At 70.2% G+C, this 21984-nt stretch carries 22 protein-coding genes; 11 read left to right on the plus strand and 11 right to left on the minus strand.

Features of this window, described 5'->3' with window-relative positions:
- Positions 1 to 25: 25 nt before the first annotated feature.
- Positions 26 to 556 (plus strand): hypothetical protein, encoded by a 531-nt coding sequence (locus ACYVOK_RS10400; protein WP_460662089.1) that lies wholly within the window; start codon positions 26 to 28, stop codon positions 554 to 556.
- 3 nt (positions 557 to 559) lie between these two features.
- Positions 560 to 1120, plus strand: a complete 561-nt coding sequence (locus ACYVOK_RS10405) for a hypothetical protein (protein WP_460662090.1) — start codon at positions 560 to 562, stop codon at positions 1118 to 1120.
- On the opposite strand, the gene ACYVOK_RS10410 is transcribed toward ACYVOK_RS10405, so the two are convergent.
- Genes ACYVOK_RS10410 through ACYVOK_RS10450 form a run of 9 tightly spaced genes read right to left on the minus strand, consistent with a single transcriptional unit; the run spans position 1102 to position 8320 of the window.
- Complete coding sequence (locus ACYVOK_RS10410; RefSeq protein WP_460662091.1) at positions 1102 to 1731, minus strand: acVLRF1 family peptidyl-tRNA hydrolase; 630 nt, start codon at positions 1729 to 1731, stop codon at positions 1102 to 1104. The two genes, ACYVOK_RS10405 and ACYVOK_RS10410, sit on opposite strands and share 19 nt — an antisense overlap.
- Positions 1728 to 2114, minus strand: a complete 387-nt coding sequence (locus ACYVOK_RS10415; protein WP_460662092.1) for a metal-sulfur cluster assembly factor — start codon at positions 2112 to 2114, stop codon at positions 1728 to 1730. Before ACYVOK_RS10415 ends, ACYVOK_RS10410 begins: the two co-directional genes overlap by 4 nt.
- The gene (gene sufU, locus ACYVOK_RS10420; RefSeq protein ID WP_460662093.1) at positions 2107 to 2565 is read right to left on the minus strand and encodes a Fe-S cluster assembly sulfur transfer protein SufU; all 459 of its coding nucleotides are present in this window, start codon (positions 2563 to 2565) and stop codon (positions 2107 to 2109) included. The genes ACYVOK_RS10415 and sufU overlap by 8 nt, the downstream gene beginning before the upstream one ends.
- Before the next feature lie 6 nt (positions 2566 to 2571).
- Positions 2572 to 3828 (minus strand): cysteine desulfurase, encoded by a 1257-nt coding sequence (locus ACYVOK_RS10425; RefSeq protein ID WP_460662094.1) that lies wholly within the window; start codon positions 3826 to 3828, stop codon positions 2572 to 2574.
- Positions 3825 to 4586, minus strand: coding sequence for a Fe-S cluster assembly ATPase SufC (gene sufC, locus ACYVOK_RS10430; RefSeq protein WP_460662095.1), 762 nt, complete (start codon positions 4584 to 4586; stop codon positions 3825 to 3827). Before sufC ends, ACYVOK_RS10425 begins: the two co-directional genes overlap by 4 nt.
- A gap of 35 nt (positions 4587 to 4621) precedes the next feature.
- Positions 4622 to 4957: a non-heme iron oxygenase ferredoxin subunit gene (locus ACYVOK_RS10435; protein WP_460662096.1), complete on the minus strand. Its 336-nt coding sequence runs from the start codon at positions 4955 to 4957 to the stop codon at positions 4622 to 4624.
- Positions 4954 to 6156, minus strand: coding sequence for a Fe-S cluster assembly protein SufD (gene sufD, locus ACYVOK_RS10440; RefSeq protein ID WP_460662097.1), 1203 nt, complete (start codon positions 6154 to 6156; stop codon positions 4954 to 4956). The genes ACYVOK_RS10435 and sufD overlap by 4 nt, the downstream gene beginning before the upstream one ends.
- Positions 6156 to 7568: a Fe-S cluster assembly protein SufB gene (gene sufB, locus ACYVOK_RS10445; protein WP_460662098.1), complete on the minus strand. Its 1413-nt coding sequence runs from the start codon at positions 7566 to 7568 to the stop codon at positions 6156 to 6158. Before sufB ends, sufD begins: the two co-directional genes overlap by 1 nt.
- On the minus strand, positions 7565 to 8320 hold the full coding sequence (locus ACYVOK_RS10450; RefSeq protein ID WP_460662099.1) for a helix-turn-helix transcriptional regulator: 756 nt from the start codon (positions 8318 to 8320) through the stop codon (positions 7565 to 7567). Before ACYVOK_RS10450 ends, sufB begins: the two co-directional genes overlap by 4 nt.
- A 161-nt stretch (positions 8321 to 8481) precedes the next feature.
- Between ACYVOK_RS10450 and ACYVOK_RS10455 the strand changes: the two genes are divergently transcribed.
- The 3 genes from ACYVOK_RS10455 to ACYVOK_RS10465 are packed head-to-tail and all read left to right on the plus strand — an operon-like array spanning position 8482 to position 10938.
- A complete protein-coding gene (locus tag ACYVOK_RS10455; RefSeq protein ID WP_460662100.1) occupies positions 8482 to 9207 on the plus strand; it encodes an ABC transporter ATP-binding protein in 726 nt (241 codons plus the stop codon).
- Positions 9204 to 9983 (plus strand): ABC transporter permease, encoded by a 780-nt coding sequence (locus ACYVOK_RS10460; RefSeq protein ID WP_460662101.1) that lies wholly within the window; start codon positions 9204 to 9206, stop codon positions 9981 to 9983. The genes ACYVOK_RS10455 and ACYVOK_RS10460 overlap by 4 nt, the downstream gene beginning before the upstream one ends.
- A 28-nt stretch (positions 9984 to 10011) precedes the next feature.
- Positions 10012 to 10938: a COX15/CtaA family protein gene (locus tag ACYVOK_RS10465; RefSeq protein ID WP_460662102.1), complete on the plus strand. Its 927-nt coding sequence runs from the start codon at positions 10012 to 10014 to the stop codon at positions 10936 to 10938.
- 53 nt (positions 10939 to 10991) lie between these two features.
- Here the strand turns inward: ACYVOK_RS10465 and ACYVOK_RS10470 are convergent, their stop codons facing one another.
- Both ACYVOK_RS10470 and ACYVOK_RS10475 read right to left on the minus strand, forming a co-directional pair.
- Positions 10992 to 12119, minus strand: a complete 1128-nt coding sequence (locus ACYVOK_RS10470; protein ID WP_460662103.1) for a ScyD/ScyE family protein — start codon at positions 12117 to 12119, stop codon at positions 10992 to 10994.
- Positions 12120 to 12238: 119 nt separating this feature from the next.
- Positions 12239 to 13210 (minus strand): heme o synthase, encoded by a 972-nt coding sequence (locus ACYVOK_RS10475; protein WP_460662104.1) that lies wholly within the window; start codon positions 13208 to 13210, stop codon positions 12239 to 12241.
- Positions 13211 to 13584: 374 nt separating this feature from the next.
- Between ACYVOK_RS10475 and tkt the strand changes: the two genes are divergently transcribed.
- From tkt to pgl, 6 genes are read left to right on the plus strand one after another with little or no spacing between them, the layout of a single operon-like run.
- Complete coding sequence (gene tkt / locus ACYVOK_RS10480; protein WP_460662192.1) at positions 13585 to 15720, plus strand: transketolase; 2136 nt, start codon at positions 13585 to 13587, stop codon at positions 15718 to 15720.
- Positions 15721 to 15754: 34 nt separating this feature from the next.
- Complete coding sequence (gene tal, locus ACYVOK_RS10485) at positions 15755 to 16864, plus strand: transaldolase (RefSeq protein WP_460662105.1); 1110 nt, start codon at positions 15755 to 15757, stop codon at positions 16862 to 16864.
- Entirely contained in the window at positions 16861 to 18465 is a 1605-nt protein-coding gene (locus tag ACYVOK_RS10490; RefSeq protein ID WP_460662106.1) for a glucose-6-phosphate isomerase, read from the plus strand. The genes tal and ACYVOK_RS10490 overlap by 4 nt, the downstream gene beginning before the upstream one ends.
- Before the next feature lie 23 nt (positions 18466 to 18488).
- Positions 18489 to 20039, plus strand: a complete 1551-nt coding sequence (zwf, locus tag ACYVOK_RS10495; RefSeq protein ID WP_460662107.1) for a glucose-6-phosphate dehydrogenase — start codon at positions 18489 to 18491, stop codon at positions 20037 to 20039.
- Complete coding sequence (locus ACYVOK_RS10500; RefSeq protein ID WP_460662108.1) at positions 20036 to 21217, plus strand: glucose-6-phosphate dehydrogenase assembly protein OpcA; 1182 nt, start codon at positions 20036 to 20038, stop codon at positions 21215 to 21217. Before zwf ends, ACYVOK_RS10500 begins: the two co-directional genes overlap by 4 nt.
- Entirely contained in the window at positions 21214 to 21984 is a 771-nt protein-coding gene (pgl, locus tag ACYVOK_RS10505; RefSeq protein WP_460662109.1) for a 6-phosphogluconolactonase, read from the plus strand. The genes ACYVOK_RS10500 and pgl overlap by 4 nt, the downstream gene beginning before the upstream one ends.

A 21984-nucleotide genomic window follows, 5' to 3' on the forward strand; every position in this document is an offset into this window, starting at 1 on the left:
CGGGCGACACGACGAAAGGGACGGTATGGCGTTCGCGGTGGCGCGCACCCGGGACGAGGCTCACCTCTACCTGGAGCTGCATCCCTGCCCCGACTGCGGTTCGGCCGACACGCCGTGGGAGCACGGCCTGGCCGAGGTCGACGGCGAGCTCGCGATCAGCTATGCCGGGATCTGCCCCGGCTGTGACGCGGAACGCGAGTACCTGTTCGGCCTGCCGGCGAAGGAGACCAGGGCGGTCGGCTGGCCCACGTTCGGCGGTCCGGAACCGTCGGAGCTGCTGGATCCGGGACAGTGGATGGCGGTGGCCGACCGGGCTGCCGCCGACGTCCCCACCGATCCAGCTGAGGCCGGTAAGGTGCTGGCCGTCGCCCGGGCCGCCGTGGACGAGGTGGTCAAGTTCGTGCCGGCCGGAGAGGACGCCGTACCGGAGGAGGAGTTCTGGACGCCGGAGGGCCGGGCGGTCCGGGACGCGGAGCCGGGCCGGTTCCGGCTGGACCGGCTGCTGGTGGTCCGCGACACCTACCGCGATCTGGGCCGAGAGACAGGAGCGAGATAACCGATGCTGACCGCAAGGACGCTGGCCGAGGCACAGGTCTACGTGAGCCTGGTGACGGCCGCCGATCCGGCCGCACCGGCCGTCGAGCCGGCGCCGGTCGAGCCCGGGTCGAACCTGACCGAGGGTGCGGACGCCTGGACCCTCACCACGCCGGCCGGTGAGATCGCGATCCCGTACGCGTCGGAGGATGCGGCACGCACGGTCGGTGCGCGCTTCGGGCTGGGCGTGTCACAGCTCGTCGACGCGGCGCAGTGGGCCGTGGTGGCGTCGACGTACGCACGCCGGGCGCTCGAGGCGGATATGGCCTACACCGGTGGCCCGGACCAGGACCGGGACAGTGTCGAGCTCAACTGGGAGTTCGCCGCCGACGCGGTCGGCGAGGCACTCAAGTTCCTGCCCGACGGCGCGGACACGGCACCGGACGAGGCCGTCTGGACGGAGTTCGGCCGGCAGGCCCGCACGCGCAACCCCGAGTTGGTGACGCGCGCGAAGCTCACCGACGACCTGGAGTACTACCGCGGGACCCTGGCCGACTTCCGGGCGCTCTACGGCGAGTCCTCCTGAGGTTCGGTCAGCCGGATCCGAATTGCTCGGGAATCCGCACCGGCCTGCTCGAGAACCTTCTGCTTGGGATCCGGTACGCCGAGGAACGGCGGCCGGACCAGGTTCGCCAGGTCCTTCAGCCGCGGATCCTCGAGCACGGTGTCGACCGCCCGGCGGTCTCCCCCGCACACGAGCGCGTCCAGCCGCGCCGGAGCCAGGATGCGTACGGCGACCTCGGTCGCGGCCGCGAACGCCTCCCGGGCCTGGTTGTCCCGCCGCCGCGCGTACCGCTGCTGCGACCAGCCGCCCGCCTTCGTCGTCCCCTGCACGTGGCGTGAGCCGACCTTCGAGTCCGTCAGCTTCGCGCCGGCGAACACGCCGGCTCCGTAGCCACCACGGCGTACCAGCAGCACACCGAGCCGGTGATCGGCCAGCACATGCGCGACGAGGCCCTCACGCGTGAGGGCCTCGAGCGGTGGGAACGGCACCTCGACGACGGCGACCGCCCCGTCCTCGGCGGACACGGTCACCGTTGCCGGCGTCACGTCGTACGACGCGGTGCCGTGCCGGTCGGCGAACCCGGTCAGCCACTTGTCCAGGCGTTCCGGCGCGACCGATACGACCCGGGTCACACGTTGAAGCCGAGGGCGCGCAGCTGGTCGCGGCCGTCGTCGGTGATCTTCTCCGGACCCCACGGCGGCATCCAGACCCAGTTGATTCGGAAGTCGTTGACCAGGCCGTCGAGCGCCATTCGGGTCTGGTCCTCGATCACGTCGGTCAGCGGGCAGGCCGCCGACGTCAGGGTCATGTCGATGATCGCGGTGCTGGTGTCGTCCACGGTGATGCCGTAGATCAGGCCCAGGTCGACCACGTTGATGCCGAGCTCGGGGTCGACGACATCCTTGAGCGCCTCGGTGACGTCCTCGACCTTGGCCGGCGACGTCCCAGGCTGAGCCTGAGCGGCCTCGAGGTCGACCTCGGGCAGCTCGATCTTCTCGTCGGTCTGGTCAGGCATTGGTCACTCCCTCTTTCTTGGCAAGCGCCTGGGCGGTGGCGTCCCGCCAGGCCGACCAGCCCAGCAGCGCACACTTCACCCGGGCCGGGAACTGCGCGACGCCCGCGAACGCGACGCCGTCCTCCAGAACCTCTTCGTCCGGCTCCACATTCCCCCGGCCCTGCATCAGCTCGAGGAACTTCTCGTACGTCGCCATGCCCTCGGCGACCGGTTTGCCGATCACCAGATCCGTCATCACCGACGTCGCGGCCTGACTGATCGAGCATCCGACGCTCTGGTGCGTCACCCCGGTGACCGTGTCACCGTCGAGCTCGACCCGGAGCGTGACCTCGTCCCCGCAGGACGGGTTCACGTGGTGCACCTCCACGTCGTACGGCTCCGCCAGGCCCGCGTGGTGCGGGCTGCGGTAGTGGTCCAGGATGATCTCCTGGTACAGCGCGTCAAGCTGCATGAAGTGTCAGGCCACCTTGAAGAAGGAACGGACGAAGCCGAGACCGTCGACCAGTGCCTCGACCTCCTCCGGCGTCGTGTAGAGGTAGAAGGACGCCCGCGTCGAGGACTGCACGCCGAACCGCTCGTGTACCGGCCGCGCACAGTGGTGCCCGGCCCGTACCGCGATCCCGCGGGTGTCCAGCACGGTCGCCACGTCGTGCGGGTGTACGCCGTCCAGCTCGAAGCTGATCGCGCCACCGTGATCGGTCGCCTCGGTCGGCCCGAGGATCGTCAGCCCCGGCACCGTCTTCAGCCCTTCCAGCGCGTACTCCACGATCGCGTGCTCGTGCGCCGCGATCTTGTCCATGCCGATCCCGGACAGGTAGTCGACGGCCGCACCGAGACCGACCGCCTGCGCGATCGGCGGCGTACCGGCCTCGAACCGGGCCGGCGGCGCGGCGTACGTCGAACCGGTCATCCGCACGACCTCGATCATCTCGCCGCCGCCCAGGAACGGCGGCAGTTCGGCGAGCAGGTCGTACCGGCCCCAGAGCACGCCGATGCCGGTCGGGCCGAGCACCTTGTGGCCGGTGAACGCGAGCAGGTCCGCACCCAGCGTCGACACCTCGACCGGGAACTGCGGCACCGCCTGCGACGCGTCCACGACCACGGTCGCGCCGACCGCGTGCGCCTTGGCGGCGATGTCGGTGATCGGGTTGATCGTGCCGAGCGCGTTCGAGACCCAGGCCAGCGAGACGATCCTGGTGTTCTCGGTGATCAGTTCGTCGATGGTGCTCAGGTCGAGCCGGCCCTCTTCGGTGACGCCGAACCACTTCAGCGTCGCGCCGGTCCGCTCGCAGGCCAGCTGCCACGGGACGATGTTGCTGTGGTGCTCCATCTCGGAGATCACCACCTCGTCCCCCGGCTTCAGCGCCGCGCCGAGGGTGTGCGCGGCCAGGTTGAGCGCCTCGGAGGCGTTCTTGGTGAACACGATCTCGTTGCGCGACGGCGCGCCGATGAAGGCCGCGACCTTGTCCCGGCCGCCCTCGTACGCCGCGGTCGCCTCGGCACCGAGCTGGTGCATGGCCCGGGCGACGTTCGCGTTGTGCTTCAGGTAGTGGTCCTCGAGCGCCTGGACCACCTGGCGCGGCTTCTGCGACGAGTTGGCCGAGTCCAGGTAGACCAGCGGGAACCCGTTCGCCAGCTCGCGGGAGAGGATGGGGAAGTCCGCCCGGACCGACTGCAGGTCCAGGGGACTGCTGAACGTCCGGGCGTCGGTCACTTCGCGCCTGCCTTCAGGAAACGCTCGTAGCCGTTGGCCTCGAGCTCGTCGGCCAGCTCCGGGCCGCCTTCCTCGGCCACCCGGCCGTCGACGAACACGTGCACGAAGTCCGGCTTGATGTAGCGCAGGATCCGGGTGTAGTGGGTGATCAGCAGGACACCCTTGTCGCCCTGCGAGGCGAACCGGTTGACGCCGGTGGAGACGACCTTCAGCGCGTCGATGTCGAGGCCGGAGTCGGTCTCGTCGAGGATCGCGATCTTCGGGTTCAGCAGCTCCAGCTGGACGATCTCGTGCCGCTTCTTCTCACCGCCGGAGAAGCCCTCGTTGACGTTGCGCTGGGCGAACTCGGGGTCCATCTCCAGGTCGGCCAGGGCGGTGTTCACGTCCTTGACCCAGGTGCGCAGCTTCGGCGCCTCGCCGTCGATCGCGGTCTTCGCGGTCCGGAGGAAGTTAGCCACCGACACGCCCGGCACCTCGACCGGGTACTGCATCGCCAGGAACAGGCCGGCCCGGGCGCGCTCGTCGACGGACATGTCGAGCACGTCCTCGCCGTCCAGCGTCACCGTGCCGCTGGTGATGTTGTACTTCGGGTGGCCGGCGATCGAGTACGCCAGCGTCGACTTGCCGGAACCGTTCGGGCCCATGATCGCGTGCGTCTGACCGCCCTTGATGGTCAGGTCGACGCCGCGCAGGATCTGCTTCGGGCCGTTCTCGGTGTCGACCGACACGTGCAGGTCGCGGATCTCGAGTGTCGCCATGAGGTTTCTATCTCCGTCGCTTTACAGGGATGCCATCAGCTAGCACTGTTCAGGGGGTTCTTCACGTCGACGAGTACGTCGTCGCCGTCCAGCCGGACCGGGTAGACCGGCACCGGGTCGTACGCGGGCAGGCTGGTCGGCTCGCCGGTGCGCAGGTCGAAGCGGGACCCGTGCAGCCAGCATTCGATCTCGCAGCCGCCGACGTCACCCTCGGACAGCTGGATCTGCGCGTGCGAGCACTCGTCCCGCACCGCGAAGAACTGTCCCTCGCTCTTCACGACCGCGACTTCGACACCGCCGACCTCGACCGGGACGACACCCTCGTCCGGTACGTCGGAGACGGCGCAGGCGCGCTCGAACGTGTCACTCACCGGCCCACAGCCGCCTTCGCCGCTGCGCTCAGCTCCGCCGTGCGGGCGAGCTTCTCCTCGATCACGTCGTGCAGGTGCTCGGCCACCTCGGGGACGCCGATCTTGCCGATGATGTCGTTGAAGAAGCCGGACACCACCAGCCGCCGGGCCTCGTCCTCGGGGATGCCGCGGGCCTGCAGGTAGAACAGCTGCTCGTCGTCGAACCGGCCGGTCGCGGACGCGTGCCCGGCGCCCTCGATCTCACCGGTCTCGATCTCCAGGTTCGGCACCGAGTCGGCGCGGGCGCCGTCGGTGAGCACCAGGTTCCGGTTCAGCTCGAACGTGTCGGTGCCCTCGGCCGCGGCCCGGATCAGCACGTCGCCGATCCACACCGAGCGGGCGTTGTCACCGGCCAGCGCACCCTTGTAGAGCACGTTGCTCTTGCAGTGGGTGGCCTCGTGGTCGACGAACAGCCGGTGCTCGTGGTGCTGGCCGGACTCGGCGAAGTACACCCCGACCAGGTCGGCGTCACCGCCCGGACCGGCGTACCGGACGTTGGTGCTGACCCGGACGATCCGGCCGCCCAGGGTGACCGCGACGTGGTGCAGCCGGGCGTCCCGGCCGACCAGCGCGTCGTGCTGGGCGAGGTGGATCGACTCGTGGTCGCCCTGCTGGATCGAGACGACCCGCAGGTCGGCGCCGTCGCCGACGACGATCTCGACGTTGCCGCTGAGCTCACCGGCACCGGTGTGGTCGATGATCACGATCGCCTTGCTGTGCCGGCCGGCGTCCACGATCAGGTGGCTGAAGCCGCGGCCGCCGAGACTCGCGACGTTCACGTGCACCGGCTCGGTGAGCTCGGCCTCGACCGGGATCCGGACGGCGAGCGCGTCGCCGGCGTGGGTCCAGGCGACGGCGGCCGGCCGGTCCTGCGGCGTGCCCACCTTCAGCGCGTCGGCCGGGACCGTCTCGATCACCACGCCGTCGGGGCCGAAGGCGTCGATCTTCGGCGTCTCGGTGCCCGCCTCGTCGGCGAACAGCGCCTTCAGTGCCTTGACCGGGGTGAAGCGCCACTCCTCCTCGCGCCCGTTCGGCACCGGGAAGTCGGCGACGTCGTACGACGTCGGCCGCTCGCTGCGGGCCTGGAGCGGGACCGGCGACCCCGGTCCGTGGGAGTGCGCCCGGTTGCCGGTGGCAACCAGGGTTTCGCTCGAGGTCATCAGCCGACGGCCCCTTCCATCTGCAGCTCGATCAGTCGGTTCAGTTCCAGCGCGTACTCCATCGGGAGTTCGCGGGCGATCGGCTCGATGAAGCCGCGGACGATCATCGCCATCGCCTCGTCCTCGGCCAGGCCCCGGCTCATCAGGTAGAAGAGCTGGTCGTCGCTGACCTTGGACACGGTCGCCTCGTGTCCCATCGCCACGTCGTCCTCGCGGACGTCGACGTACGGGTAGGTGTCCGAACGGCTGATGGTGTCGACCAGCAGCGCGTCACAGCGCACCGTGGACTTGCTGTGGTGCGACCCCGGCGCGACCTCGACCAGACCCCGGTACGACGTCCGGCCGCCACCGCGGGCCACCGACTTCGACACGATCGAGCTGGAGGTGTACGGCGCGTTGTGCACCATCTTCGACCCGGCGTCTTGGTGCTGGCCCTCGCCGGCGAACGCGACCGACAGGGTCTCGCCCTTGGCGTGCTCGCCCATCAGGTAGACGGCCGGGTACTTCATCGTCACCTTGGAACCGATGTTGCCGTCGATCCACTCCATCGTCGCGCCCTCCTCGCAGGTGGCGCGCTTGGTGACCAGGTTGTAGACGTTGTTCGACCAGTTCTGGATCGTCGTGTAGCGGCAGCGGGCGCCCTTCTTCACGATGATCTCGACCACCGCGGAGTGCAGCGAGTCCGACTTGTAGATCGGCGCCGTACAGCCCTCGACGTAGTGCACGTAGGCGTCCTCGTCGACGATGATCAGGGTCCGCTCGAACTGGCCCATGTTCTCGGTGTTGATCCGGAAGTAGGCCTGCAGCGGGATGTCCACCTTGACGCCCTTCGGGACGTAGATGAACGAGCCGCCGGACCAGACCGCGGTGTTCAGCGCGGCGAACTTGTTGTCGCCGACCGGGATGACGGAGCCGAAGTACTCCTGGAAGATCTCCGGGTGCTCGCGCAGGCCGGTGTCGGTGTCCAGGAAGATGACGCCCTGGGCCTCCAGGTCCTCACGGATCTGGTGGTAGACGACCTCGGACTCGTACTGCGCCGCGACGCCGGCGACCAGGCGCTGCTTCTCCGCCTCCGGGATGCCGAGCTTGTCGTAGGTGTTCTTGATGTCCTCGGGCAGCTCTTCCCAGCTCGACGCCTGCTTCTCGGTCGACCGGACGAAGTACTTGATGTTGTCGAAGTCGATCCCGGACAGGTCCGCACCCCACGACGGCATCGGCTTGCGGTCGAAGAGCTTCAGGCCCTTCAGCCGCAGGTCGAGCATCCACTCCGGCTCGTTCTTGAGGGTGGAGATGCCCCGGACGACGTCGGCGTCCAGGCCGCGCTTGGCGACCGCGCCGGCGGCGTCGGAGTCGGCCCAGCCGTACTGGTAGTTGCCGAGGCCTTCCAGTTCGGGGTGAGCGGTTTGCGTCATCGTGCAGTCCTCGCAGATTCGCCGTCGTTGACAGGGGCAGTGAAACCGGGCCCAGCCTTGGGGGCGGGGATGTGCCCGGGGATATGAGTGGTGCAGACACCGTCGCCGTGGGCGATGGTGGCCAGCCGTTGGACGTGCTTGCCGAGCAACCGCGAGAACACCTCGGTCTCGGCCTCACACAGCTGGGGGAACTGCTCGGCCACGTGCGCGACCGGGCAGTGGTGCTGGCAGAGCTGGGCGCCGTGCCCGGCTTCCGCGGTGGAGGCGGCGTACCCGTCCGCCGTCAGCGCCCGGGCGAGCACCTCCGCCTTGTTGTTCTCGGGGGCCGCGTCGATCAGCTCCCGGTACCGCCGCTCCACGTCGGCGACCCGCCGCCGGGCGAACTCCGCGACCGCCTCGTCACCGCCGGCCTCGGCGATGAACCGCAGCGCGGTGGCCGCCAGGTCGTCGTACGCCTGGTGGAACGCGTGCCGGCCGGCGTCGGTCAGCACGAAGACCTTCGCGGGGCGGCCCCGGCCGCGCGGGCCGTAGACCCGCTCCTCGCGCGCCTCGACCAGGCCCTCCTCGAGCAGATGGTCGAGATGCCGGCGAACCGCCGCCGGGGTGAGCTCCAGGCGCTCCGCCAGCACCGCGGCGCTGGACGGACCGTTGGTGAGGATCGAGCGGGCGACCCGGTCCCGGGTGGACTCGTCCCGCGCAACCGGCACCGCGGCGCCCGCGGGCACCGGTCCGTTCGTCGCAGGATTTTTCACAACATCAGTGTCGCGTAATTCCTGGGGCCCTTCAAATAAGGGTCCCCTAACCGGTTCGCCCGCCCAGGCGGGGCGTGGAACCCGCCGTGACCAGCGTCACGCCGCCCGGGCCGATGCCCACCCGGACCGGCGGCCCGCGGGCGCGGTCCTAAACTGCTTGCGTGCCAGTCGCGGTGGAGATCGACAACCTCGTCGTGCGGTACGGCGAGAAGGCCGCCGTGAACGGTCTCAGTCTCACCGTAACCGGCGGCACGGTGACGTCCGTGCTCGGCCCCAACGGGGCGGGCAAGACCACCACCGTGGAGAGCTGTGAGGGATTCCGCCGGCCGGACTCCGGCCGGGTCCGGGTGCTCGGGCTGGACCCGGTCGCCGACCACGACGCGTTGATGCCGCGGATCGGCGTGATGCTGCAGGAAGGCGGCGCCTGGTCCGGGGTCCGCGCGATCGAGATGCTCCGGTACGTCGCCACGCTGCACAGCCATCCGCTCGACATCCCGGCTCTGGTCGAGCGGCTCGACCTGGGGACCTGCGGCCGGACGCCGTACCGCAGGCTGTCCGGCGGGCAGAAGCAGCGGCTGTCGTTCGCGCTGGCGATCGTCGGCCGCCCGGAGATCGCTTTCCTGGACGAGCCGACGACCGGGCTCGACCCGCACGGGCGGCGGGAGATCTGGCAGCTGATCCGCGACCTGCGTGACGACGGCGTGACCGTCGTACTGACGACCCACGCGATGGACGAGGCCGAGCAACTGTCGGATCAGGTCCATGTCCTGGCCGCCGGCAAGGTGATCGCCTCGGGCACTCCGGACACATTGACCGAGCACGGCACGAAGTCGCTCGAGGACGTCTACCTCGCGCTGACCGCGCCGCCGAAGCGGGAGTCCCGATGAGTACGACGTACGCGCCGCAGCCGGGAAGTGCGGCGTGGCCACGGAAGGTGCTGGCGCACACCCGCATGGAGTTTCGGCTGCTCATGCGCAACGGCGAGCAACTGCTGCTCGCCCTGGTGATCCCGCTGGGGCTGCTCCTCCTACTGGGTGGCACCGGCCTCGGCAACCGGCTGCCGCTGGGCGAGGGGGCGCCGATCGACGACGCCGTGCCGCGGGTGCTGGCGCTCGCCGTGCTGTCGTCGTCGTTCACGTCACTGGCGATCGCGACCGGCTTCGAGCGGCGGTACGGCGTGATCAAGCGGCTGGGTGCCTCTCCCCTGTCTCGCACCGGACTGCTGGCTGGGAAGATCGGTGCCGTGCTGGTCGTGCAGGCGATCCAGCTCGCCGTACTGATCGCGACGGGGTTCGCACTCGGCTGGGACCCGGCCGGAGGCCTGAACGCCGTCGTCGGTGTGGCGATGATGGTGCTGTGCGGGACGGCTGCCTTCGCGTCGCTCGGTCTCCTGATGGCCGGCGTACTGCGAGCGGAGGCGACGCTGGCCGCGGCGAACCTGCTGTACCTGCTGCTGTTGGTGGGTGGCGCGGTGCTCACGCCCGTCGACGAGTACCCCGCCGGCCTGCAGGGCGTCGTACGCGTGCTGCCGAGTGCCGCGTTGGCCAACGGGCTGGCCAACTCGACCATCGAGGGTGTGATCCCGTGGGCGGCCGCGCTGTCGCTCGCGCTGTGGGCGGGGGTGCTGGGATACCTGGTGTCCCGGACCTTCCGCTGGGACTGAGCAGCCCCTTCTCTAGAGTGTGCCGGTGATGACCACGGAGACCCCGCCCCGAGAGACCGAACCAGTCACCGGATTCTGGCGCCTGGTCCCCGAGCCGAGCCTTGACGTCGTACGGCGCTGGGGCTGGGCCTCGGTGGTGGCGAACATCGCCATCGTGGTGACCGGCGGACTGGTCCGGCTGACCGGCTCCGGCCTCGGCTGCCCGACCTGGCCGCAGTGCACCGACGAGTCGTATGTGCCGCACAGCGAACTCGGCATCCACGGCGCGATCGAGTTCGGCAACCGGATGCTCGGGTTCGTGGTCGCCGTGATCGCGATCGGCACCTGGCTCGCGGTGATGCGGTACCGGCCGGTGCGCAAGGACCTGCGCCGGCTGGCCACGGCGGCCGCGCTCGGTGTGCCGCTGCAGGCGGTCATCGGCGGCATCAGTGTGCTGACCGGGCTGAACCCGTGGATCGTCTCGGCACACTTCCTCGTCTCGCCGGTGATCATCACGCTGACCGTGTCGATGATGCGGCGGTCCCGGACGAGTCCCTACCCGCACACGCCCCCGGTGGTCCGGGCGCTGGCCACTGCCAGCGTGGTGGCGGTCTGGCTGGCTGTTGCCCTCGGCACCTTGGTGACCGGGGCCGGGCCGCACTCCGGTGATCCGTCGACCGGGCGGAACGGGTTCGACGAGGAGCTGATCAGTCAGCTGCACGCCGACGTGGTGTTCGCCCTGCTCGGCATCACGATCGCGCTGGTGATCGCGACCCGGGTGACGGCGACCTCACGGACGCTGCGGAAGCTGGCTGCCTGGCTGCTGGCGATGGAGCTCCTGCAGGGCGTTGTCGGCTTCACGCAGTACTTCACCGGATTGCCTTGGGGCCTGGTGCTCGTCCACATGTTCTTCGCCGCGGTCCTGATCGCGTTGGTCACAGCGGTGTACGGCGAACGCGGCACGCCGGCCACCTAGCTGGGACCCGGGGCGCCCGGTCCGGTGAGTGGACCTGACGCCCCGGGTTGCTCTCAGCGCTTCGCGACGACCTGGTAGACGGCCCCCGACCCCGGTGGACCGAACAACGGTGCCGTCACGTAGACCTTGCCCGACCGGCTGATCGCCGTACCGCCCGGCAGGGTCAGCTTGCCTCGGGCAAGCTCCTTCCGCGGCCCGGCCTTGTGCCACTTGCCCGGGAACTGCAGGTAGAGCGAGCCGATGGCCGAACCGCCCAGCTCCCACTTCAGCCAGCTCTCCCGGGCCAGCTCGACCACGGCGAGCGTGCCGAACGGTCCGCCGGCCAGGTCGACGATCGACGTGTAGCCGTCGGCGTACCGCTGGCACTTGCCCTGGTGCGGCTTCGCCGGGTCACAGACCGCGCCGTACGTGCCGGGCTTGATCCGCCAGATCTGCGACGTGCCCGGTGTCGCCGGGAAGCCGCGGAGCTCACCGACGTACCAGTAGCCGTCCGAGCCGACGGTGACCGAGGTGGACACCGACTCGCTCGGGATCCTGGTGCCGGCCGGCGGCAGCGGGCTGCCGTCCGGACCGGTCGGCGGCAGGCCGGTCGGGACCGCGACGACCCGCGGCTTGAACCGGGCGACCGTCTTCACGTAGCCGTTCGGCCAGACCCGGAGCAGGTCGTTGCCGGCGGCATCCGCGACCAGGACCGTGCCGTCGGCCAGCGCGGCCACGCCGAACGGGTTGGACTCCGTCGGGTTCCCCTCGAGGTCGTACGGGTCCGGATCCTTCTGCTGGTACTTGCCGATGTCGGCGATCTTCAGCGGCGACTTACCGGGCCGCAGCTTGAACAACGTCGTGCTGCCGGGCGCCGGCGGCGCACCCGGCTCGCCCCCCGCGCCGGTCAGGGCGTAGGTCACGCCCCACTTGTTGGTGTCGATCGCCGGCGGGAACCCGCCCGGGACCTGACCCAGTTTGCGGATCTTCTTGCCGTTCGCCCAGGCCTCGTAGACCGAGCCGTCACCGACGCTGTAGACGATCTTCCCGCCGTACGTCGCCACCCCGCGCGGGCTGGTCAGACCCGAGACGATCGGCTTGATCGTCGTTCCACCGCCACCTGCCTCGGCCGGCGCGGCGACCAACGCGGACCCTGCGAGCCCCAGCGCCGCGATCGCGGCTATACGTGTTCGTATCCCCACTGCGAACCCCCTGAATCTGTGTCTCCCCAGGCGTGGATCCCCCTCCACAGACCCTGACAGGCAACACCGAGATCACGATCAGGTCAACGGGAAAACTCCCTGCGACCGCAGGGTGACGCTCAGTGGAGCAGCGGGTCGACGGCCGCGGCGATGAAGAGCAGGGCCAGGTAGATGTTCGAGAAGTGGAACAGCCGCATCGGCCGCAGGGCGGCGCCCTCGGCGCCGGTGTGGGCGCGGAGCAGCAGCGCGCGGGCCTCGCGGAGGAAGACGACGCCCAGCGCGATCGCGGCCAGCGGGTACACGAACCCGGTGTCGGCGACCGGCCAGAGCGCGATCGAGGTGATCACCATCACGACCGAGTACGCCATGATCTGCCGCGCGGTGGCGACCGGGGTGGCGACCACGGGCAGCATCGGTACGTCGACCGACGCGTAGTCGTCGCGGTAGCGCATCGCCAGCGCCCAGGTGTGCGGCGGGGTCCAGAAGAAGACCACTCCGAACAGCACGAACGGCGTCCAGGCCAGCTCGTTGGTCACCGCGGTCCAGCCGATCAGCGTCGGGAAACAGCCCGCGATCCCGCCCCAGACGATGTTCTGCACGGTCCGGCGCTTCAGGAACATCGTGTAGCCGAACACGTAGAACGCGTTCGCGGCCAGCGCCAGGATCGACGACAGCCAGTTCACGAAGAACCCGAGCTCGAGGGTGGCCAGGACGCCGAGGACGATGCCGAAGATCGTCGCCGACCGCGGGCTGACCGCATGCCGCGGCAGCGGGCGCCGGCGGGTCCGGCGCATCTGCTCGTCGATGTCGCGGTCGAGCACGCAGTTGATCGTGTTCGCGCTGCCGGCCGCGAGGATCCCGCCGACCAGGGTGGCGGCGACGACTCCCAGGCCGGGTACTCCCCCGGCGGCCAGGAACATCACCGGCACCGTGGTGATCAGCAGCAGCTCGATGATGCGTGGCTTGGTCAGACCGACGTACGCCTTCACCACGTCGCGTACCGACGGACTCAGAACAGCTGTGCCGTCCGGCAGCGGCGCCGGATACGACGTCGTCGCGGCTGGACGCGGGTCGACGGCCGTCACGAACACCTCGAACTCAGTGGATTGACGCCGCAGACCGGCGCTGACGGTTCGACAGTCTACGACGCCCCGTAGGAGGGTCCGGCCACCCCCCTGGGCGAGTCACCGTGTGACCTGCGAGACGGCGGGAACAAGAAGGACGTGGTCCGGGTTCCGAGTCTGTGGAAGGCGCCGACGCCCGGGCGAGTAGGCTCGCACACGGTGACGCGCGGGGGCGCGATCGGAACCGGCCGACTGGTCCGGGAGCGATCCCCTCGACGCTGACCACAGGGAGTTTCGCAGCCATCGAGAGGAGCGCCGCCGGCGTGACGGAGAAGACCAGCCCCAAGCTTGAATGGACCGAGCTCGACCAGCGCGCGGTCGACACCGTACGGGTGCTCGCGATGGACGCGGTCGAGAAGGTCGGCAACGGCCACCCCGGTACGGCGATGAGCCTGGCGCCGGCGGCGTACCTGCTGTTCCAGAAGGTGATGCGGCACAACCCGGCGAACCCGGAATGGGCCGGACGCGACCGCTTCGTGCTCTCGGCGGGTCACTCCAGCCTCACCCTCTACATCCAGCTGTACCTGGCCGGTTTCGGCCTCGAGCTGGACGACCTGAAGGCGCTGCGCACCTGGGGCAGCCTGACCCCGGGCCACCCGGAGCACGGCCACACCAAGGGCGTCGAGACCACCACCGGCCCGCTCGGCCAGGGTGTCGGCAACGCGGTCGGCATGGCGATGGCGGCCCGGCGCGAACGCGGCCTGTTCGACCCGGAGACACCGAAGGGCGAGAGCCTCTTCGACCACCAGATCTACGTGATCGCCTCCGACGGCGACCTGGAGGAAGGCGTCTCGGCCGAGGCGTCCTCGCTGGCCGGGCACCAGAAGCTCGGCAACCTGACGGTCCTCTACGACGCGAACCAGATCTCGATCGAGGACGATACCAACATCGCGTTCTCCGAGGACGTGACGGCCCGCTACGCGGCGTACGGCTGGCACGTCCAGGACGTCGACTGGACCGTCGGCGGCACCGGCTACGAGGAGAACGTCCAGGCGCTGTACGACGCCCTGCGGGCGGCCGAGGCGGTCACCGACAAGCCGAGCTTCATCCGGCTGCAGACGATCATCGGCTGGCCGGCCCCGAACAAGCAGAACACCGGCAAGATCCACGGCTCCGCCCTCGGCGCCGCGGAGGTCGCCGCGACCAAGAAGGTGCTCGGCTGGGACCCGGAGCAGACGTTCCAGGTGGCCGACGACGTGATCGAGCACACCCGGAGGGCGCTGGAGCGCGGCAAGGTCGCCGAGGAGGAGTGGAACACCCGGTTCGACGCCTGGAAGGCCGCGAACCCGGAGCGGGCCGAGCTGTTCGCCCGGCTGGACAAGCGTGAGCTGCCGGCCGGCTGGAAGGACGCGCTGCCGAGCTGGGACGCCGACGCGAAGGGCGTCGCGACCCGCTCCGCGTCCGGTGAGGTGCTGACCAAGCTCGCGCCCGGGCTGCCCGAGCTCTGGGGCGGATCGGCCGACCTGGCCGGCTCGAACAACACCACTCCGAAGGGCCAGCCCTCGTTCGTCCCCGCGGAGTTCTCCACCAAGGAGTTCCAGGGCGACGAGTACGGCCGGGTGCTGCACTTCGGCATCCGCGAGCACGCCATGGGCTCGGTCCTGAACGGCATCGCCCTGCACGGCGGCACGCGTCCGTACGGCGGCACGTTCCTCGTCTTCAGCGACTACATGCGCCCGGCGGTCCGGCTGGCCGCGCTGATGAAGCTGCCCGTCACCTACGTGTGGACGCACGACTCGATCGGCCTCGGCGAGGACGGCCCGACCCACCAGCCGATCGAGCACCTCGCGGCGCTGCGGGCCATTCCGGGCCTGGACGTCGTACGGCCCGCCGACGCGAACGAGACGGCGGCCGCGTGGGCCGCGATCCTCGAGCACACCGACCGCCCGGCCGGCCTGGCGCTGACACGGCAGAACGTACCGGTCTTCCCGCGCGGTACCGACGGTTTCGCCGGCACCGAGAACGTGAAGAAGGGCGGTTACACGCTGCTGGACACCGACGGCACGCCGGACGTGATCCTGATCGGCACCGGCTCCGAGGTGCAACTGGCCGTCGAGGCCCGCAACAGGCTGGCCGACGAGGGCATCAAGGCCCGGGTCGTGTCGATGGTGTCGCGCGAGTGGTTCGACGAGCAGGACGACGCCTACCGCGACTCGGTCATCCCGCCGCAGGTGCGGGCGCGCGTGTCGGTCGAGGCCGGTGTCGCACTGGGCTGGCGCGAGGTCGTCGGTGACGCCGGCCGCAGCGTGAGCCTCGAGCACTTCGGCGCCTCCGCCGACTACAAGGTCCTGTACGACGAGTTCGGCATCACCGCCGACGCCGTCGTCCAGGCCGCCAAGGACAGCATCGCCGCCGCCGCGGAACTCGGCGGCTCCGGGGTTCCGGCCGGCCGCCGCCCGGCGGGCGGGATCGGTCCCGGCGACGACCCGGCGGTGAGCGCCGACCCGAATGCCGACGCCACCAACGAGCGCAACTGACAACTCCACAACAGAACATTCGGAGGCTTCGGACATGAACGATCGCTTGAAAGCACTCGCCGACGCGGGTGTCTCCATCTGGCTCGACGACCTCTCCCGGCAGCGGCTGACCAGCGGCGGCCTGGAGACGCTGATCCACGACTCCCACATCAGCGGGGTGACCACCAACCCGACGATCTTCGCCAAGGCGATCTCCGACGCCGGCACGTACGCCGAGCAGGTGTCCCGGCTGGCCGCCGAGGGGGTCTCCACCGACGAGGCCATCCGGGTCATCACCACCGACGACGTCCGGGACGCCGCGGACCTGTTCAAGCCGGTGTACGACGCCACCGACACGGTCGACGGCCGGGTCTCGATCGAGGTCGAGCCCGGTCTGGCCCGGGACACCGAGAAGACGATCGCCCAGGCCAAGGAGCTGTGGGAGACCGTCGGCCGGGACAACGTGTTCGTCAAGATCCCGGCCACCAAGGAGGGCCTGCCGGCGATCACCGAGACGCTGGCCGCGGGCATCAGCGTGAACGTGACGCTGATCTTCTCGCTGCAGCGCTACCGGGCCGTCGCCGACGCGTTCCTGACCGGCGTGGAGAAGGCGATCGAGAACGGCCACGACGTGACCAAGCTGGGCAGCGTCGCGTCGTTCTTCGTCAGCCGGGTGGACACCGAGGTGGACAAGCGGCTGGACGCGATCGGGACCGACGAGGCGAAGGCGCTGAAGGGCAAGGCGGCGATCGCCAACGCCCGGCTCGCCTTCGAGGCGTACGAGGAGATCTTCTCCTCCGACCGCTGGCGCGAGCTCGAGAACGCCGGCGCCAAGCCGCAGCGGCCGCTGTGGGCGTCCACCGGCGTGAAGGACCCGGCGTACCCGCCGACCCTGTACGTCGACAACCTGGTCACCCGCGGCGTGGTCAACACGATGCCCGAGGCAACCATCAAGGCGGTCGCCGAGCACAGCGAGATCACCGGTGACACGGTCCGCGGCAACTACGACGCCGACCGCCAGGTGATCGCGGACCTGGAGAAGCTGGGCATCTCGTACGACGAGGTCGTCCAGGTGCTCGAGGACGAGGGCGTGGCGAAGTTCGACGCGTCCTGGTCGGAGCTGCAGGACACCGTCACCGCGTCCCTCAAGGCGGCGGCCAAGTGACCGAGAAGCTGACTGTCAACGCGTACGGCGAGGGCTGGCGCGAGGCCGTCGACCGGCTCGTCGACGAGAAGATCGCCTCCCGGATCGCGGCCAAGGACGCGACCACCTGGGGTCCGGAGGCCGAGTCGGAGGCGTCGATCCGGCTCAGCTGGGTCGACCTGTACGAGTCTTCGCGCCCGCTGCTGGCGGAGATCGAGGCCCTGCAGGCCGACCTGCGGTCGGAGGGCCTGGACCGGATCGTGCTGTCCGGGATGGGCGGTTCGTCACTGGCGCCCGAGGTGATCACCCGGACCGCCGGCGTCGACCTCGTCGTCCTGGACTCGACCGATCCGAGCGTTGTCGCCCGGGCGCTGGCCGGGGACCTGCAGAAGACGGTCGTGGTGGTGTCCAGCAAGTCCGGCGGCACGGTGGAGACCGACAGCCACCGCCGGGCGTTCGTCAAGGCCTTCCAGGACGCCGGGATCGACCCGGCGGGGCGGATCGTCGTGGTCACCGACCCGGGTTCGCCGTTCGAGAAGCTCGCGGCGGACGAGGGCTACCGCAAGACCTTCCTCGCCGACCCGAATGTCGGCGGCCGCTACAGCGCCTTGACCGCGTTCGGTCTGGTCCCGTCGGCGCTGGCCGGCGCGGACGTCGCGGAGCTGCTCGACCAGGCCGCCGAGGTGGCCCCGTCGCTGCAGGCCGACGACGCGTCGAACCCTGCCCTCGTTCTCGGCGCCGTACTCGCCGCCAGCCCGGGCCGGGACAAGGTGGTCATCGCCTCCGGCGGCTCGTCGATCCTCGGGTTCCCCGACTGGGCCGAGCAGCTCATCGCGGAGAGCACCGGCAAGAACGGCACCGGTGTCCTGCCGATCGCGGTGGAGAGCCTCGAAGCGCCTGAGCTCCACAGCAGTGCGAGTGATCTCGTGCACGCCCTGCTGGCGGCCGACAGCAGCGCCGCGACCGTCGCCTCCGGTACGCCGACGGTCGTGACGACCGGCTCGCTGGGCGCGCAGTTCCTGCTGTGGGAGACGGCCACCGCGGTGGCGGGCTACCTGCTGGGAATCAACCCGTTCGACCAGCCGGACGTGGAGAGTGCGAAGGCTGCCGCTCGGGGGCTGCTCGACGCCCAGCCTGAGCCAGAGTCTGCAGCATTCACCGACGGGTCCGTCGAGGTGCGCGGGTCCGAGGGTCTGCTGGACGGCGTGGACTCGGTGCAGGGCGCTGTCGACGCGCTGCTGGGCAAGCTGGACGACAAGGGCTACCTGGCCGTCATGGCGTACCTGGACTCCGAGCGCGACGCCGACCTGGCGGGTGTCCGGCCGGCGCTGGCGACTCGCACCGGCCGTCCGGTCACCTTCGGCTGGGGTCCGCGGTTCCTGCACTCGACCGGCCAGTACCACAAGGGCGGCCACCCGGAGGGCGTGTTCCTGCAGATCACCGCGGCACACCCGACGGACGTGGAGATCCCCGACCGTCCGTTCTCGTTCGGCACCCTGATCTCGGCCCAGGCGGCCGGTGACGCGAAGGTGCTCGCCGAGCGCGGTCGCCCCGTCCTGCGACTCCACCTGACCGACCCGGCAACCGGCGTACAGCAGCTCTTGTCCCTTTTCAGCAACTAGAGAATCTCGGAGGGAAGCGGCTGATGACCGCTGAGCTCGACGAAGAGCCGACCGGCCCGGCCAACCCGCTGCGGGATCCGCAGGACCGGCGGCTGCCGCGGATCGCGGGGCCGTGCAGCCTGGTGATCTTCGGTGTCACCGGTGACCTGGCCCGCAAGAAGCTGATGCCGGCCGTGTACGACCTGGCGAACCGGGGGCTGCTGCCCCCGGGCTTCGCCCTGGTCGGGTTCGCCCGGCGCGACTACACCAACCAGGACTTCGCCCAGATCGTGCACGACTCGGTCAAGGAGCATGCCCGGACCCCGTTCCGCGAGGAGGTCTGGCAGCAGCTGGCCGAGGGCTTCCGGTTCGTGCCGGGCGACCTCACCGACGACGAGGCGTTCAAGCGGCTGCGCGAGACCGTGGACGAGCTCGACGTCACCCGCGGCACGGGTGGCAACCACGCGTTCTACCTGTCGATCCCGCCCGGCCTGTTCCCGCAGGTCGTGCAGCAGTTGTCCGAGCACGGGCTGACCGACGAGGTCCCCGGCTCGTGGCGGCGGGTGGTGATCGAGAAGCCCTTCGGTCACGACCTGCAGAGCGCGCGTGAGCTGAACCGGGTGGTCGAGTCGGTGTTCCCGCCGGAGGCGGTGTTCCGGATCGACCACTACCTGGGCAAGGAGACCGTGCAGAACATGCTGGCGCTGCGGTTCGCCAACGCCATGTTCGAGCCGGTCTGGAACAGCCACTACGTCGACCACGTCCAGATCACCATGGCCGAGGACATCGGCATCGGCGGCCGGGCCGGGTACTACGACGGCATCGGCGCGGCCCGGGACGTGATCCAGAACCACCTGCTCCAGTTGCTCGCGCTGGTCGCGATGGAGGAGCCGGTCAGTTTCGACGCCTGGTCGCTGCGGCAGGAGAAGAAGAAGGTCCTGAACGCGGTGAAGCTGCCGGAGCGGCTCGACCTGCACACCGCCCGCGGTCAGTACTCCCCCGGCTGGGCCGGCGGGGTGAAGGTGAAGGGCTACCTCGAGGAGGACGGTATCCCGCCGGACTCCGCGACCGAGACCTTCGCCGCGCTGCGGCTGGACGTCGACACCCGCCGCTGGGCGGGCGTGCCGTTCTACCTGCGGACCGGCAAGCGGCTCGGCCGCCGGGTGACCGAGGTCGCGGTGATGTTCAAGCGGGCGCCGCACCTGCCGTTCACCAAGACCGAGACCGAGGAACTCGGTCAGAACGCCCTGGTCCTGCGGATCCAGCCGGACGAGGGCATCACCATGCGGTTCGGCGCCAAGGTGCCCGGCACCGCGATGGAGATCCGCGACGTGAACATGGACTTCCAGTACGGCGGTTCGTTCACCGAGTCCTCGCCCGAGGCGTACGAGCGGCTCATCCTCGACGTCCTGCTCGGCGACCCGCCGCTGTTCCCGCAGCACACCGAGGTCGAGCTGGGCTGGAAGATCCTCGACCCGGTGATCGACTACTGGGCCAGGCACGGCAAGCCGGAGCAGTACGCGTCCGGCGGCTGGGGCCCGGACTCGGCGCACGAGATGCTCGCCCATGACGGACGCGCCTGGAGGCGGCCATGATCATCGACCTCACCGACACGACGTCGAGCGAGATCGCGTCGGCGCTGCTGCGGGCCCGCCGGAACGCGGGCTCACCGGCCATGGGCATGGTCGGCACCATCGTGGTGGTCGTCGACGAGGCGTCCCACCACGATGCGATGAAGGCCGCGAACGAGGCCGGCCGCGAGCACCCGTCCCGCGTCCTGGTCGCGATCCTGCGGCCCGGCCGCGGCGCGTCGGGCCTGGACGCCGAGGTCCGGGTCGGCGAAGGCATCCCGGGCGAGGCCGTGCTGCTGCGGCTGCACGGTGAGCTGGCCAAGGTGCCGGAATCGGTCATCACTCCCCTGCTGCTGCCCGACTCGCCGGTCATCGTCTGGTGGCCGGGTGGCGGGCCCAAGGTGCCGGCCGACGACCCGCTGGGCCGGCTCGGCCGTCGCCGGGTCACCGACGCGGCCGCGACCCGCCGGGCATCGGTCGACTTCACCGCGCGGGCCGAGGGTTACCAGCCCGGCGACACGGACTTCGCCTGGACCCGGCTGACCCCGTGGCGTGCGCTGATGGCCGCGGCGCTCGATCAGTACCCGGCCAAGGTGACCGGCGCCGAGGTGGTGTCCGCCAAGGGCAACCCGAGCGCCGATCTGCTGGCAGCCTGGCTGCAGCACAAGCTGGGCGTTGCGGTCGAGCAGAAGACCTCGCGTGGCCCGGGCATCACCGCGGCCCGGCTGTTCACGCCGACCGGTCCCATCTCGCTGACCCGTCCGGACGGCGCGGTGGCGACGTTCAGCATCCCCGGTCAGCCCGATCGCCCGGTCGCGTTGAAGCGCCGTACGACGTCCGAACTGCTGAGCGAAGAGCTTCGGCGGCTCGACCCCGACGACGTGTACGCGCAGACGCTGGCGTGCATGGTCGAGCGGGAGAACATGCCCGACGACGACAAGAAGGTCAGCGCTGCGGACCGGCGGTCGACCCAGACCGCGGCCACGAAGGCGGCCGCGCGCACGGCTGCCGAGTCGGCTCCCGAGACGGCCACTGCGAAGAAACCGGCGGCCAAGAAGGCAGCTTCGAAGCGGACGCCCGCGAACAAGTCCATCGCGAAGAACTCCGCCGCCAAGAAGGCCGTGACGAAGAAGGTGGCCAAGAAGGCGGCCAAGAAGGTGGCACCGAAGACGTCGGGCAAGAGGGTGGCGGGGCGGTCGTGAGCTCCCCGTCGATTCTGGTCAACCGCGACGCCGAGGCCCTGGCCCACGCCGTCGCGGCCAGGTTCATCACGCGCCTGGTCGACGTACAGAGCAGCGGCAAGGTCGCGCACGTCGTGCTGACCGGCGGCCGGGTCGCCTCGGTCGTCTACCGGGCCGTCGCGGAATCGCCGGCCCGGAGCGCGATCGACTGGCGCCAGGTCGAGTTCTGGTGGGGTGACGAACGCTTCCTGCCCGAAGGCGACCCCGAGCGGAACGAGACGCAGGCCCGGGACGCCCTGCTCGACCATGTGGACGTGGACCCGGCGCGGGTTCACCCCATGCCGGCCGACACGGGTCAGGGCGCCGAGGCGGCCGCGGCCGCGTACGCGTCCGAGTTGGCCAAGGCCGTGGGCCCCGGTGATCGCGACGGCGTACCGACGTTCGACGTACTGCTGCTGGGTGTGGGCCCTGACGGGCATGTCGCGTCGCTCTTCCCGGAGCACGCCGCGCTGTACTCGGAGGACGTGTCGTCGATCGCGGTCCACGGCTCCCCCAAGCCGCCGCCGACCCGGATCTCGCTGACGTTCCCGGCGCTGAACCGGGCGCACGAGGTCTGGTTCGTCGTCTCCGGCGAGGACAAGGCGAAGGCCGTCCGGCTGGCCCTGTCCGACACCGGCCGCCTGCAGATCCCGGCCGCCGGCGTCAAGGGCCTCAACCACACCCTCTGGCTCCTCGACGAGGCATCCGCCCAGGAGATCCCGAGCACCATCCGGGCACCACGGACCTGA

Source organism: Kribbella swartbergensis (assembly GCF_054784135.1).

Excerpts from the sequence above, each read along its gene's own strand:
- sufC (WP_460662095.1), bottom strand. The coding sequence starts at position 4,586 with ATGGCGACACTCGAGATCCGCGACCTGCACGTGTCGGTCGACACCGAG.
- sufU (WP_460662093.1), bottom strand. The coding sequence starts at position 2,565 with ATGCAGCTTGACGCGCTGTACCAGGAGATCATCCTGGACCACTACCGC.
- zwf (WP_460662107.1), top strand. The coding sequence starts at position 18,489 with ATGACCGCTGAGCTCGACGAAGAGCCGACCGGCCCGGCCAACCCGCTG.
- ACYVOK_RS10415 (WP_460662092.1), bottom strand. The coding sequence starts at position 2,114 with ATGCCTGACCAGACCGACGAGAAGATCGAGCTGCCCGAGGTCGACCTC.
- sufB (WP_460662098.1), bottom strand. The coding sequence starts at position 7,568 with ATGACGCAAACCGCTCACCCCGAACTGGAAGGCCTCGGCAACTACCAG.
- ACYVOK_RS10500 (WP_460662108.1), top strand. The coding sequence starts at position 20,036 with ATGATCATCGACCTCACCGACACGACGTCGAGCGAGATCGCGTCGGCG.
- sufD (WP_460662097.1), bottom strand. The coding sequence starts at position 6,156 with ATGACCTCGAGCGAAACCCTGGTTGCCACCGGCAACCGGGCGCACTCC.
- ACYVOK_RS10460 (WP_460662101.1), top strand. The coding sequence starts at position 9,204 with ATGAGTACGACGTACGCGCCGCAGCCGGGAAGTGCGGCGTGGCCACGG.
- ACYVOK_RS10400 (WP_460662089.1), top strand. The coding sequence starts at position 26 with ATGGCGTTCGCGGTGGCGCGCACCCGGGACGAGGCTCACCTCTACCTG.
- ACYVOK_RS10465 (WP_460662102.1), top strand. The coding sequence starts at position 10,012 with ATGACCACGGAGACCCCGCCCCGAGAGACCGAACCAGTCACCGGATTC.
- tkt (WP_460662192.1), top strand. The coding sequence starts at position 13,585 with ATGGACGCGGTCGAGAAGGTCGGCAACGGCCACCCCGGTACGGCGATG.
- ACYVOK_RS10405 (WP_460662090.1), top strand. The coding sequence starts at position 560 with ATGCTGACCGCAAGGACGCTGGCCGAGGCACAGGTCTACGTGAGCCTG.
- tal (WP_460662105.1), top strand. The coding sequence starts at position 15,755 with ATGAACGATCGCTTGAAAGCACTCGCCGACGCGGGTGTCTCCATCTGG.